The 13,347-nt window shown below is 68.6% G+C and carries 11 protein-coding genes; 3 read left to right on the top strand and 8 right to left on the bottom strand.

Features of this window, described 5'->3' with window-relative positions:
- Nucleotides 1-18 precede the first annotated feature (18 nt).
- The 6 genes from PFX90_RS04175 to PFX90_RS04150 are packed head-to-tail and all read right to left on the bottom strand — an operon-like array spanning nucleotide 19 to nucleotide 5,506.
- Nucleotides 19-2,235, bottom strand: coding sequence for a TonB-dependent receptor (locus PFX90_RS04175; RefSeq protein WP_285710938.1), 2,217 nt, complete (start codon nucleotides 2,233-2,235; stop codon nucleotides 19-21).
- A 24-nt stretch (nucleotides 2,236-2,259) separates the two neighbouring features.
- Complete coding sequence (locus PFX90_RS04170) at nucleotides 2,260-2,727, bottom strand: c-type cytochrome (protein WP_285710937.1); 468 nt, start codon at nucleotides 2,725-2,727, stop codon at nucleotides 2,260-2,262.
- Nucleotides 2,724-3,284, bottom strand: coding sequence for a methylamine dehydrogenase light chain (locus tag PFX90_RS04165; protein WP_285710936.1), 561 nt, complete (start codon nucleotides 3,282-3,284; stop codon nucleotides 2,724-2,726). The genes PFX90_RS04170 and PFX90_RS04165 overlap by 4 nt, the downstream gene beginning before the upstream one ends.
- Nucleotides 3,284-3,880: a thioredoxin domain-containing protein gene (locus PFX90_RS04160; protein ID WP_285710935.1), complete on the bottom strand. Its 597-nt coding sequence runs from the start codon at nucleotides 3,878-3,880 to the stop codon at nucleotides 3,284-3,286. Before PFX90_RS04160 ends, PFX90_RS04165 begins: the two co-directional genes overlap by 1 nt.
- Nucleotides 3,877-4,377 (bottom strand): MauE/DoxX family redox-associated membrane protein, encoded by a 501-nt coding sequence (locus tag PFX90_RS04155; protein WP_285710934.1) that lies wholly within the window; start codon nucleotides 4,375-4,377, stop codon nucleotides 3,877-3,879. The genes PFX90_RS04160 and PFX90_RS04155 overlap by 4 nt, the downstream gene beginning before the upstream one ends.
- Nucleotide 4,378: 1 nt before the next feature.
- A complete protein-coding gene (locus PFX90_RS04150; RefSeq protein ID WP_285711242.1) occupies nucleotides 4,379-5,506 on the bottom strand; it encodes an amine dehydrogenase large subunit in 1,128 nt (375 codons plus the stop codon).
- Between the two features lie 161 nt (nucleotides 5,507-5,667).
- Here PFX90_RS04150 and PFX90_RS04145 point away from each other — a divergent pair, with 161 nt between their 5' ends.
- A complete protein-coding gene (locus tag PFX90_RS04145) occupies nucleotides 5,668-6,348 on the top strand; it encodes a TetR/AcrR family transcriptional regulator (RefSeq protein ID WP_285710933.1) in 681 nt (226 codons plus the stop codon).
- Between the two features lie 121 nt (nucleotides 6,349-6,469).
- Nucleotides 6,470-8,173 (top strand): DUF1963 domain-containing protein, encoded by a 1,704-nt coding sequence (locus PFX90_RS04140; RefSeq protein WP_285710932.1) that lies wholly within the window; start codon nucleotides 6,470-6,472, stop codon nucleotides 8,171-8,173.
- A 96-nt stretch (nucleotides 8,174-8,269) separates the two neighbouring features.
- Here the strand turns inward: PFX90_RS04140 and PFX90_RS04135 are convergent, their stop codons facing one another.
- Together PFX90_RS04135 and PFX90_RS04130 are read right to left on the bottom strand one after the other, a co-directional pair.
- On the bottom strand, nucleotides 8,270-10,654 hold the full coding sequence (locus PFX90_RS04135) for a YbcC family protein (protein WP_285710929.1): 2,385 nt from the start codon (nucleotides 10,652-10,654) through the stop codon (nucleotides 8,270-8,272).
- 25 nt (nucleotides 10,655-10,679) lie between these two features.
- Entirely contained in the window at nucleotides 10,680-12,245 is a 1,566-nt protein-coding gene (locus PFX90_RS04130; protein WP_285710926.1) for a proton-conducting transporter transmembrane domain-containing protein, read from the bottom strand.
- A gap of 128 nt (nucleotides 12,246-12,373) precedes the next feature.
- On the opposite strand from PFX90_RS04130, the gene PFX90_RS04125 reads away from it, so the two are divergent.
- The gene (locus PFX90_RS04125) at nucleotides 12,374-13,276 is read left to right on the top strand and encodes a LysR family transcriptional regulator (protein ID WP_285710923.1); all 903 of its coding nucleotides are present in this window, start codon (nucleotides 12,374-12,376) and stop codon (nucleotides 13,274-13,276) included.
- The last annotated feature ends 71 nt before the right edge of the window (nucleotides 13,277-13,347 follow it).

Here is a 13,347-nt window from a genome sequence, read left to right as displayed (position 1 = left end):
CCCTCAGCATGTCTTTTCTCAGAACGTCGTGCCCACCGTCACCCCATAGGTGCGCGGCGCGGCTACGTGGTTGTAATCGAACCCGAACCCGGCCAGCAGATCGACGCGCGAGGTGAAGTAGAACTCGTTGGTCAGGTTCTTCCCCCAGATCGAGGCGTTGAAGCGGCCATTGGCGCTCTCCCAGCGGATGAAGCCGGACAGCACGGCATAGCCCTCCTGTTCGAGACGCGGGGTGTTGACCACGTCGAAGAACTGGCTCGCGGTGTAGGCAATGTCGGCCGTGCCGCTAAAAGTGCCGATATCGCCTTCGTAGAAGGTCGCATCGATCCCTGCCGAGGCGGTCAGGGCGGGGGCGTTGGTCAGGTCGTTGCCTGCGACATTGGTGCCGCTCACCGTGCCCTGCTGGATCTTCGCGTCGAGCACGCCGATGCTTCCGCGCAGCGTCACCTTGTCCGAAGGCCGCGCGGTCAGCTCCGCCTCGCCGCCCCAGATGCGCGAGCGCGGGATGTTGAGCAGGGTCTGCGCAGCGGTCGCCGGATCGACGTTGATGAACTGCTGGTTGCGGTACTTGTAATAGAACGCGGCGAGATTGAGCGTGACCGCGCGGTCGGCGAACTGGTTCTTCGCGCCCAGTTCGAAGGCGTCGACTTCTTCTGCCTCGGCGACGTTCAGTTCCGAGGGGTCGAAAAAGGCCTGCGCATTGAAGCTCGGCGCGCGGAAGCCGCGGCTGTAGGTGGCGTAGATCAGATTGTCGGGCGCCACCTGGAAATCGACACCGATCTTGCCGGAAAGGTCGCTGATGCCATAGCTGAGCGGCTGCGCCGGGGTCGGGATCGTCACCCCCAGCACCGCGCCCGATGGCCCGATCTGCTGGGCGATGAAGTTCGGCTGGCGCCCGGTGTCGCGGGTAAAGCGCAGGCCGCCCTTCAATGCCACCGTCTCGCTCAGTTCGAAGCTCATGTCGGTGTAGATCGCGAAGCTCTTCTTGATCTGGTCGAAGCTGTTGCCGAACTGGCAGGCCTCGCCCGCGGTGGTGGCGGCGCAGTCGGCGTCATTGACCACCCCGTTGCCGTCGACATCCCCGCCCGAGGCGACATCCTGCGCGATCTTGAAGGTCGAGGCGTTGAACACCTTCTCGCGGTTGTAATAGGCGCCGAGGATGAAGTTGAACGGCCCGTCGAAGTCGCTCGAAAGCCGCAGGTCCTGCGCGATCTGGTTGGCGCGGGCGGAATAGGGAATCTCGAGCAGGGCGATGCCCTGACCATCCGTGTCCTCGATGAAGTTGAGGTTGCCCTTGTCCCATGATGTGATGCTGGTGAGCGAGAGGGTGTCGGAAAGGTCGATATTGGCGGTCAGCGCCAGCGAATAGGTGCGCGCGCGGCGGCGCGAGGTTTCGTTGGCGGCGATCTCGCGCCGTTCCAGCCCGGCGCGGTTGACCGCCTCGGGCTGGGCGAAAATGCCGTAATTGCGCGGGTTCTGATAGCTTGTGGCGGCGCGCAGGGTGATGTCGACCGTCTCGGACGGCTCGAAATAGAGCGCGGCGCGCACGCCATATTCGCGCACGCTGGCAAGATCGGGCAGGCCGGGAAGCACGTTCTCAAACCACCCGTCCGCGCGCGCAAAGGTGCCTGCCACACGCAGCGCGGCATTCTCGCCCAGTGGGGTATTGACTGCGCCGTTGACGTCGATCCGGTCATAATTGCCGTAGCCGAGATTGAGGTAGCCCTCGGTCACGCCCAGCTTCGGCGCGCGGCTGATCAGATTGACAGCGCCCCCGGTGGTGTTCTTGCCATAGAGCGTGCCCTGCGGGCCGCGCAGCACCTCGACCCGTTCCTGATCGAACAGCGCGATCCCCAGCAAGGCGAAATTGCCCTTGTAGACCTCGTCGTAATAGGTCGCGACCGGGCCCGACTGGTTGAGGCTGAAGTCATTCAATGACACGCCCCGCAGCGCGAAAATCGGGGTGTTCTCGCCCACGGTCGAGGTCAGCTGCAAGTTGGGCACCTTGGTCACCAGCTCGTCGATCTGGGTGGTGCGCCCCCGTTCGAGCGCCTCGCCCCCGACAGCCGAGACCGAGATCGGCACATCCTGCAGGTTTTCGGCGCGCTTGTTGGCGGTGACGATGATCTCGCCCGCCGCTTCGCTGTCGGCCTCCTGCGCCGCAGCGGCGCTGGCGAAGCACGCCACAAGGGCAAGGCTGGAAACGGAAATCGCCCTCGAAACCGGCTTGTGCATGTCATTACCCCCTTGTGTGATCGTTCAATCGCGCCGCACATTCTCCCCGATCGCGGCGATGAGACTGGCCCTGGTCGCTTCGCGCTCCAGCCGGAGCGGATGGCGACGAAGCTGTGCGATTTCGCCCGCCGAATAGGGCCGGAAGTCGACGGGCAGGTTGCCTGGATCGAAGCGCTGGAGCGTCCAGTTGAGCAGCTGGGCGAGGCGCGCATCGTCGAGGTCGACCGACGCGACCCCCGGCACGCGCGCCAGAAACTCGCGGCCGCCGGTGACATGGAGGAAGCGCGCGACCTCGCCATTGAGCGGCGGCGTGTGGGCGATGTCCCCACGGCCTTCGGGCTGGTGGCAGCCCTGGCACTTGAGGATGTAATCGATCCGCGCCTGCTGCGGATTGGCGACGCCGGCCATGGCCGCGGGCGCATCCTGCGCGCTGGCACCGGCGGCGAGCGCCATCACCGCAGCCAGCAGCAGGGGGCGCCCGGCGCCTGTCATCCGGCATCCTCGGTCGCCACGCCGACGATCACCGCCAGCGAGCAGTTGTAAATGCTGCTCTCGGTGCCCAGGCACCAGTTGTAGTCGTTGTTTGCCTGCGGGCGAACCTGCGGGCGGTCGCCCTCGTTGCGGTTGCACAGGCACTGGCCGCAGGAGGAGGAGCCGCAGCAGTCATTGTAGCTGATCACATAGGCGCGCCCGTCGGCCGGGTTGGTGCAGGTGCCGATCCAGGTGATCGGGCTGACTTCGGTGCCGGGCGGACATTTGCTGACCGAGCCGCCGCAGCACGAACACAGGAAGCCGTCGATCGCGCAGTAGCGCCAGTAATCGCACGAGGTGCGGTCGCCCGGATCCTGTTCCGATCCCGATGTCACCGGCACACGCCCTGCCGCGCCGCCGCCGCCATGCTGGGGCGTCGCCGCTCGGGCAACCGGCAGCGCCGGGATCGCCGCTGCGCCCGTCGCCACCATCCCGAGCCATGCGAGCGAGGACCGCCGCGAGGTGCCGCGCGCAAGACGGCGCGCAAGGCTTTCGGCGAACTTGTCGAAACCGGCCATCAGCGCGTGCTCCCTTCCCGGCGGGCGAGGTATTCCTGCAAGGACGCCACCCCGCGCTCCTTGGCCTCGAACAGGCTTTCGAGATGCTCGCGGCTGTTGACGAGCCCGAGCGCCGCGACCCGGCCGGCTTCATCGAGCAGCACGGCGTAGGGCAGCTTGGCGACCCCGAAGCTGCGGCCCAATGCCTCGGACAGCACCAGCGGCAGATGCGCGATGTCGTGCTGCGCCAGCATCCGGCGATAGGGTGCCTCGGCCCCGTCGCCCGCGATCACGACGTCGAGCCAGTCGCGCTCGGCCTGCGCCGATGCGCGCAGCACCGGCAGCAGCGATTTGCACATCGGGCAATCGGGCGCGGCGAAGAACACCAGCTGGCTTCGCGCGGCGCGCTTGCCGCCAATGGTGATGCTTCCGCCTTCTGCCGTGCGCAGGGTGAGCGCATTGGGCACGTCGCCGACATTGACGTTCTGGTGCAGCGTCAGCGCGCCCGCAGGGGCGATGCGTTCGTGCAGGATGCCGACCTGCCGCGCCAGCGCCGCGACCAGCACCGCCAGCACGATAACCGCCACCCAGAGCAGAATTTGCGATGTGAGGATCATGAGCTTGCTCTCCCGTGGCGGTGGTGACGGGCCGGAAGCGCGGCCAGTTCGGATGCGGCAAACCACAGCGCCAGCAGCGCGGCGGCGGCGAAGGGGGTTTCGATCGACCATGCGGCAGGCGGGGCGAGGGCGCAGACGAACGCCAGCACCGCCAGCCCTGCGGGGCGCAGGATCATCGCCGTGCCGACCGGCTTGTCGCGGGCGGCAAAGTCGCAGCCGCAATCGAGCACCGCGCCCCGGCGGCGCAGCAGGGCGAGGGCATAGAGCGTCCAGATCAGCGCCGCTCCCGCCGCGCCTGCGGGCGAGGTGGCGGGGATAAGCAGCGCGAGCGCGGCCAGCCCCTCGAGCACCGCCGCCAGCGCCAGCATCAGCGCCGCCATCGGTGCGGCGAGGCCGAGCAGGCTTTGGACGGCATGGGTCAGCCGCTCGCGCTGCACCGCCTTGTGCGCGGCTGCGCCGATCAGCACCAGCGCCAGGAACAGGGCCAGCGCGACCATCTTACGGCACCACCGTCAGCACGGTCGGATTGTACGCCGCCGTCGCGCCGAGCTTGCGGATCAGGCTTCCATCGGCGGCGGAGAACACATCGATCTGCCCGTCAGGCCGCGCGACGATCAGCGCTGGGCTCGCCTCGCGTGTGACCGCTATCGAGGAGGCGAGGCCGCCGATGTCGATGCGGCGCACCTGCCGGTTCGCGACCGGATCGACCACCCAGACTTCGGTGCCGCCGTCCTTGTGGCTGCCCTCGCGCCCGTTGGGGCTCATCAGCACGTAGAGCAGCCCCGCGGCATCGCTCGCGATCACCTGCCAGCCGCCGGGGCGCCATTCGGGCGCGCCGCCTTCGGCTGTGCCGACATGGGCGGCCCCGGGCAGCGGGCGGGCGGTGCCGCCCGACAGGTCATAGCCGCGCAGCTGGCCAGTGTAGCTGACGAACCACGCGGTCTTGCCGACCATCGCCGGCATCCCGAACAGCGGCTGAGTGTCGATGTCATGCGCGTTCTCGATCACCTTCGAGGAGGCGACCGTGCCATCGGCGGCGAGCACCAGCGAGATCATCGATCCGTCCGCGCACAGGCTCGAAAAACCGCGGCTGCCGGTGGGGTAGATGTGCGTGCAGCCCGGCAGGTCGATCTCGCCCAGCACCTTGCGCCCCTCGAGGTCGACCACCGTCACCGACTGCGCGGGGGTGAAGTTCGCCACCAGCGCCCACTTGTGATCATTGGTGAACTGGAAGGTGCCGGTGTAGGTCACCGATTGCTGGCGCTTGCCACCGGGCAGCACGATCTCGCCCTTGGGCTGGAGGGTGGCGGTGTCCCAGATCGTGATCGCATCGGTGCGCTCGCCCCGGGTGATGCGCGAATAGAACGTCTCGGAGGTGTAGATCTCGCGCTTTTCGGGGGCGTAGAGCATGTTGGCGAACTGCGCCGCGCGCACCAGGCCCTTCAGCGGTGCTTGCGGGTCGGCGGTATCGACAATCGCGATCCGGCCATCGACAATGGCATTGAAGTGGAAGTCATGCACCAGCACCCAGCTCTTGGGGTAATCGGCCGGCAGCGCCTCGACCTGCGAGAGCTCTTCGACCGGCAGCGGCTCGGGCTTCTGCGCCAGCACGGCCCCGCCCGCCATCGAGCCCAACAGAACCGCCCCACCCAGTAACCCGCAGCGCATCATGCATCCCCTCCGCACGACCTGACTCTGGCGTCGGAGTGAATGCTCTCATTGAACGACAAACCTTGTCAAGTGTCCTAAATTGGTCGATTGTCCACTTTTCAAAGCCCGGAGCCGCAATGCCTTTTTCCAACCTCGAATCCCGCCGATTCAAGAGTATAGCCATCGCCGATCTGGCCTTCCCGGCACGCGAGGGGGGCTATTCCAAGGGGCACGAAACGCGCGAGCAGATCCTGTCCTCGGCCCTGCACCTGCTGGTGGAGGAGGGCTACAGCGCCCTGTCGATGCGCAAGGTGGCGGCGACCTGCGGCCTGAAGATCGGCAATCTCACCTATCATTTCGCCACCCGCGAGGAGCTGATCCGGGCCCTGCTCGATGCCTTGATCAGCGCCTACGAAGTCGAGTTCGATGCCATCCTGCAATTCACCGACGAGGCCCCGGAGGAACGCCTCGCCGAAGTGTGCGGGCTGATCCTCGAGGACATCCGCACCAAGAAGACCACGCATGTCTTCCCCGAATTGTGGGCCCTCTCGAACCATGATCCCTTCGTTCTGGAACGCGTGCAGGAGCTCTACACCCGCGCGCGCCGGTCGCTGCTGGAGATCATCCGCGAGTTGCGGCCCGATCTTTCCCCGCAGTGCCACGAGGATCTGGCGCTGTTCATTTCGGCATCGATGGAGGGTCTGACCGTCTTTGCAGGCTACAGAAAGCCCTTCGAGGGACGGATGGACCAACTGGAAAGGATGGCGATCCAGTCGTTCCTCAGGATCGTCCAAATCTATCAACCGGCGTCGTCTTAGATGCGGGCAGAGACTGAGCCGACCCCATCTCTACCGGCAAATTCGTCCGTCCGCTGTCCATGAAATCTTAGGCATATCGTGCTTAAGAATCCGTCAGGTTTTTCATTGAAGGCGGGCGTGGATGTCGATCTTCAACAAGCTGTTTTCGCGCAGCTATCCGGTGGAAGAGGCGCCGCGGCCCGAGGGGCGGCGGCGGTCTTTCGGTGCTCTGGCGGAAGGGGGCGGTGCGCCGCGCGAGCCCGCGGGGCCGCCGGTCCACTGGCCCGCGCGTCCCGAGCGCCCTGCCGAGGAGACCGTCTCGGTTGTGCTGCGCAAGCAGGTGCCGATCCGCTTCGGCGAGGAGGCGCGCTCGTGGCTCGGCGGATTGCCGCGTCTTCCCGAGGGCACCGGATGGCCGCACGCCGATGACGGCACGCCGCTCCATTTCGTCGCGCAGGTCGATTGCGCCGCGCTTCCGGGCGAGCTGTGGGGCGGGCTTGGTCCGCGCAGCGGCTGGCTGGTGCTGTTCGTGGATTTCGATGCGATCAACGAGCAGGACGAGCGCCCCTTCGCCCGCGTGCTCCATGTCGACCGGCTGGGGCCGGAACTGTCGCCGCCGGCCGATCTGCCCCACGCCCAGTGCGACATGCCCGATCTTGCCGTGGTGCGCCGCCATTTCCGCAAGTGGCCGCTCGACCTTGTCGTTACCGACGCCGATACGAGCGAATTGACTGGCAGCGCGCTGTACGGAGCACCGGAGACCGACCGGGTCGTCAATGCCCATGACAGCTACGCCGGGGACCGCCCGCTGACTTGGCGTGGGGCCTGTATCGTGCTCGCGAGCCTCGCGGCGAAATACGGCGCGGCGGATTACGAGCGCGAATGGCGCGGCAATGCGCTCGGGATGATGGATTATCCCGAACCCGACATCACCGGGCGCAACGCAGTGTGGGCCGAGCGTCGTGAAAACATCGCGGCAGGGCTGGGCGGCTACCACAACCCCGCTTTCGAGAAGGCGCAGGCGTGGATGGAGGCCGAGCTTTACGAGGAGCGCCGCGCCGGCTGGACTGGCCGGGCGCTCGCCGAAATCGACGCGGTGACAGAGCGGGATCACGGGCTTCTGGAAGAGTATCGCGCCGAGCTCGCCAAGGCACAGGCGGCCGGAGATGCGTTTGCGACGCAATCGGCCGAGTCCAGCATCGAATATTACGAGAAGCAACTCGCCAACCACCGCAAGGCGCGCGCTTATCTGACGGACCTGTTCGCACAGTTCCCGAGCGAGGCCGCGCTGGTGGAAGAGGTCGCGCGGGTCGGCCGGGCGCATCTCGCATGGGCAAAGGAGACCGCCGGGCGGCTGCGCGCCCTGCAGGGCCGCACCGCGACGCAGGATCTGGACGCCCCGCTTCCCGCGCACGAATGGGACGCGATGATGGCCGAGATCGCGTTGATGAAGACGACCTACTGGCGCAAGACCTTCCAGCCTAATCTGATGGAGAAGATCGAAGACAGCGTCCACGTCAGCCTCGACGATGCGATGCGCTGGGATATTCTCGACCGCTATTGCACGCCGCCCGCTTCGGCGGGCGCGCTCGACCCGGCGGTGGTCGCCGATCTCGAACCGCGCCTGCGCCATCTCGAAAGCGGCCATCCGCACAAGCTGGGCGGTGTGATAGACAGCTATTGCGGCGATCCGCTGGCCGAAGGCGAGGTGCTGCTGTTCCAGCTCGCCTCGGATGCGGCGCTGGGGTGGATTTGCGGGGACCTCGGCTATGTCTATGTCGCGATGCAGGCGCGCGATCTGGCGGCGGGGCGGTTCGACCGGATCAGGGCGTGGCTCGAGGCGTGAGCGCCCGGCAATGTTCCACGTGAAACATTTGGGGAACAAAAGATCGGGAGGCTGACGTGGGCCAACCTCCCGCCCGCTATCCTGTGTCCGAAGCGATCAGGCCGCCATGCTTTGCGGCACGGTGTCCGTGAAGGCCAGCCCCGGCACATAGCGACCCGCCACCTTGCCGCCCTCGAGTGCGAAAAGGTGCAGCCAGCCATTGTCGAACAGCGCGCGCACCTCGGGGTGCTCCTCGAGGATGCGAAGCATTTCTTCGCGCGGGGCCTCGATCATCACGCTGAGGCGCAGCGGTTCGTGCTGGAGCGCGTCGCCGTCGTGCACGGCCTGCCACGGGAGCCCGGGGCGCAGGCGGCCGCCATTGCCCTCGATCACCCCGATCCCGCCGACGACATTGTGGATCAGTTTGTTGCCGCCACCGAACATCTCGGGCGCGACGCTGGAGCCGTAATATTGCAGCGAAATCCAGCTGGCGACCACCACCGGCGCAGTGATGATGAGTTCAAGCGTGCCGAAGCCCTCGTCCGCCTGCCAGTCGTAGGAATGAAGGAAGGCGCGCCCGCCGAGGTCGCGGCCCGCGGTCGCCTCGCGCGGGGCGGCGATGAAGGCGGCGCAGCCGGCGAGGCCCCATTCGGGGCGGATCTCGGCCCAGTTCTGGGCGCGGGCCGGGATGCTCGTGGCCGTAGCGCCGGGCATCCGCAGCGCGCGCTCGGCGCGGGCGATCTTGGCGGCCTGCGCCAGCCAGCCGCGGACCTTGGCGAGGTCGCCTGCGCGGGCGGCGGGGAGGCTGTCGTCGTAGATCGTGATCGCGTCGGTGGTGGTGTCGTGCAGCCCCGCGACGAACAGCGTGTCCTCGGCCACCTCGACGCCCCGCGACGCGAGCCCTGCGCGGGTTTCGGGATCGTTGAGCAGGATCGCCAGCAGGCGGGCTGAAACCTCCCCGGTGTAGCCCCCGCAGGCGCCGCAGTGATAGGCGCTCTCGTGCGGGTTGTTGGTGACGTTCCCGCCGTGGCCAAGCAGCAGCACCACTGCGCCGTGGCCCTTGGTCAGGCTCATCGCCTTGAGCACCGCGGCGCCGGTGTCGGCCTTGGCCTCGGCGCTCATGCCGCCGATCACTTCAGGCGCGGGTTCTGCCTTGGGCTTGGGGGTGAAGCCCAGCGCGGACTTGACCAGCTTGACCGCATAGACCGGCCCCATCGCCTCGACGAAGGCGAAGGAGGAGACCGCCGCCTGCCGGAACCGGCCCCAGGCGCGGGCGGTGCGGGCGGCGATGCGGTCGGCCTGGTCCTTGGCCGGATCGCCCGCGCTGGTGGTGTTCACCGCCGGGTTGAGCAGCACCGGCAGCCGCGCCTCGAGGATGTCCGAGCCGTGGGCGTGGTGCGCCAGCGGCAGGCCGAAGAAGCCGGCAAAGCCGATGGTCGCGACCGAGGGGTCGATGCCTTCCAGCGCGCGGCGGAACACTTCCGAGCGCACGTCGATGCAGAAGGCGGCTTGCAGGAAGGGGCGCTCGGCTGCGACAGGAGCCGCGCCGTCCAGCGCTGCGGCGAGGCGGCGCTGGTGGGCGCGGTCGGCCGCGTCCTGAAGGATCGCAAGCGCGACGTCCTCGGCCGAGGGCGCGACCGGCTCGGCGTGGGCGGCGACCACCGCGGCCCAGCTTTCGGCGATCTGCGGGGTCTGGACCAGCAGCGCCTCGTCCCAGATCAGGCGGATCGCGAGCAGGTCCATCAGCGTGCGGTCGGTGCCGCCCTGAAGCTCCGCCTGCCACAGCAGCCAGCGCGCATGCTGCGCCCAGCCGCCGAGGCTCATGGCTAGGCGGTGGAAGGCCGTCGGCGCAGCGGCGGCGGTGAGGCCGAGGGTCTCGGCGGCCGAGAGGATCGCGCGCTCGGTGGTGTCGGGGGCGCAGGCGACATGGGCGCAGAAACCTTCGAGCCCGGCGATCTCGGGGGTGAGGTCATGCATCGCCCAGCCGCGCCAGGCGGTGAAGGCCTCGGCGCCGGGGGCGGGCGACCACAGCGCCTGCCCGCGGTCGAAATGGCCCGCGGCCCACAGCCCGATGCACTTGTCGATCAGCGCGGGCCAGTCGATCCCGGTCGCCTCGGCGGCGAGATCGGCCACGGTCGGCAGCGCGCGCGGGGCGGGGGCGGCGCCGATGCGGGCGGCGGCGTGGCGCAGCATGGCGGTGTCGGCGGGCTTGAGCGGCGAGGTGCTGGCGGCGAGCGCCTCGACCAGATCGGCCTCGGTGATCGAACCGCTGGCGATCGCCTCGCAATATTCCGCGCCGGTGCGGGTGGCGCGAAGGCCCGCGACCCGCGCCAGCCGCGCGGCGGCGGTGGCGAGGTCCTCGTGGGTCTGGCCGAGGAAGGGGTTGACCGCCACGGTCGCATCGAGCGGGAAGGCGGGGGGGATCATGCGGCCGGCGGCTTCGGCCGCTTCGAGCACCGCCGAGAAGCGGGCCGGGGCGATGTCGGCGTAGTTCATCAGCATGGCAGGTCTCCTTGAGGCGCGTTCGTCAGCGGGTGGTGGTGGTGCGGAAGCCGCCGATCGCGCGGTCGAGCAGGGCGTTGAGGTAGAGGCCGTTGGCGAGGTGCACCCTGAGGCCGGCGGTGGCCGGGTGGTGCGCCCACAGCGGGAACAGCGCTTGGGCGAAGGCGACGAGCCCGAAGCTCGCGACCGCGACCACCAGCAGCGCCCATTCCAGATCGGTCGGCATCGGGGCGGCGGGCAGCAGCGGGCCCCAGATGCCTTGCGCGATGGTCTGGAAGCTGAAGTAGCCGATGGCAGCGGCCAGCGCGGCGGCGGCGGTGCGCTTGGTGAGCGCGACCGGCGCCGCGTCGGCAAGGCCCTGTGCGACGAGGTAGGCCACCCCGAAGATCAGGATTGCGCCCAGCGCGAGGGCCTGCGGGGTCTTGGGGCCGAAGGCGTAGGTGAAGCTCGCAGCGATCGCGGCGAAGATCGCGAGGGCCAGCGCGAAGCTCTTGAGCACCGCAGCGACGCTCGGCACCGCGACGGGCCCCGGGCGGCGGATGTTCGACACCTCGGTGACCGCTCCGCCCGAGGACAGGAAGGCGTGCGCCTTGTAGAGCGAGTGGGCGATGATGTGCAGCAGCGCGAGGGTCCACAGGCCGAGGCCGCACTGGAGCAGCATGAAGCCCATCTGCGAGACGGTCGACCAGGCGAGCGCGGTCTTGATCGCGCTCTGGGTGAGCATCACCGCGGCGCCGAACAGCGCGGTGAAGCCGCCGATCATCACCAGCGCGGCCATCGCGCCGGTGCTCTGCTGGACGAGGCCGGCCGCGGTGATCAGCAGCACGCCGCCCGAGTTGATGATCCCGGCGTGGAGCAGCGCGGAGACGGGGGTGGGAGCCTCCATCACCTCGGTGAGCCAGCCGTGGAGCGGGAAGGCCGCGGTCTTCAGGGCAGCGGCAGCGACCAGCGCGGCGATGCCGAGCGTGCCGATCAGGCCGAGGCCGCTCGCGGCGGCAGCGGCGGGGAGGGCGGCAAGGTCGAGCGTCCCGAAGCGGCTGAACAGCAGCCCCGCGGCCAGCACCAGCAGCACGTCGCCGCCGTGCCAGACATAGGCGAACTTGGTCGCCGCGCGCTGCGCCTCGGGGCGGTCGGGGTAGAACAGCAGCAGCTTGCGCAGGGCAAGGCCGACCGCGAAGGTGGCGATGATGAGGGTGGGGAGGGTGCCCGCCTGGACGAACACCAGCACCGCGGCGAGCGCGGTCAGCATCAGCCCGTGGAACGCGCCCTCGCGCGCCTCGCCGTCGAGATAGGTGCGGCTGTAGCGCATCACGATCCAGCCGATGAAGCCGACCAGCGCGGCGATGCTCGCCGCCACCAGATCGGCGCGCAGGCCGAGGGTGAAGGGCGCGTCGAACAAGGTCAGCCCGGAGTAGCTGCCGAGCGCGGTCTGCGCTAGCCCGACGAGCGTCAGGCCGAAAGCGGCGAAGGCGGCCAGTTCGGCCAGTGCCGGCAGGCTGCCGGGGCGCTTGCCCGGGCGCAGCAGCGCGAGCAGGATGGCCGGCACCAGCGCCAGCGGGGCGATCATGGTCTCGGTGATGGCGTCGGGCATGGCGCGTAACTCCGTCGGCGGGCAGGATTGCTGATGCCGAGCGGATAGGGGCTGGACGCGCTTAAAGAAAATTCATATTTTGTGGTCAATCGTTCTACAAAGACGAACGTTTGGCCGGATTTTTGCTCATGGCGACGCTCAACCTACACCACCTGCGCCTGTTCCGCGCCGTCGCGCGCGAGGGGACGCTGACCGCCGCGGCCAAGGCGCTCAACATCTCGCAAAGCGCGGTCTCGACCCAGATCAAGGCGCTGGAGACCGACCTCGGCCACGACCTGTTCGAACGGCGCGGGCGCAACCTGGTGCTGACCGAGGCGGGGCGGATTGCATTGGACTACGCCGAGCAGATATTCCGCGCCTCCGAACAGCTCACGGCCACTTTCCGCGCAGTGGGCGGGCAGAGGAAGGTACTGCGGATCGGCGCGCTCGCCACGCTTTCGCGCAACTTCCAGATGGGTTTCCTCGCCCCGCTGCTCGGGCGCGACGACGTGGAAGTCGTGCTGCGCTCGGGCACCCAGGCCTCGCTGCTGCGCGCGCTGGAGGCGCTGAGGATCGACGTGCTGCTCACCAACCAGGTGCCTGCGCGCGATGCGGCGAGCCCCTATCTGGTGCGGCGGCTCGCAGAGCAGCCTGTCAGCCTCGTCGGCAGCCGCTCGCGGCTGGCGCTGGCGGCGCAGGGCCTGCCGGTGCTGCTGGCGAATGCGCCGCTGATCCTGCCAACGCCCGAGACGGCCCTGCGCGCCGGGTTTGATGCGCTGGTCGAAAGCCTCGGCATCGTCCCGCGCATCGCCGCAGAGGCCGACGACATGGCGATGCTGCGCCTGCTCGCGCGCTCAGACGCCGGGGTCGCGGTAATCCCGCCGATCGTGGTGCGCGACGAGCTTGCGAACGGCACGCTCTACGAGCTCGCCCAGCTGCCCGGCCTCACGGAAGAATTCCACGCCGTCACCACCCCGCGCACCTTCCCCAATCCGCTGCTGCGCGAGGTGCTCGGGACCGCGGGCGAGGCCTCGGCCGAGCCGGCGGCCTGACCGCCCACCGCCTTCTGGCTTGCAAGACTTGCAGCCTTGCAGGCGGCGGATTAATGCCGCCCTCCCTATGC

The sequence above is a fragment of the Erythrobacter oryzae genome (assembly GCF_030271515.1).
GTDB classification, from domain to species: Bacteria; Pseudomonadota; Alphaproteobacteria; order Sphingomonadales; family Sphingomonadaceae; genus Erythrobacter; species Erythrobacter oryzae.
This window is presented reverse-complemented; position numbering and strand designations above follow the sequence as displayed.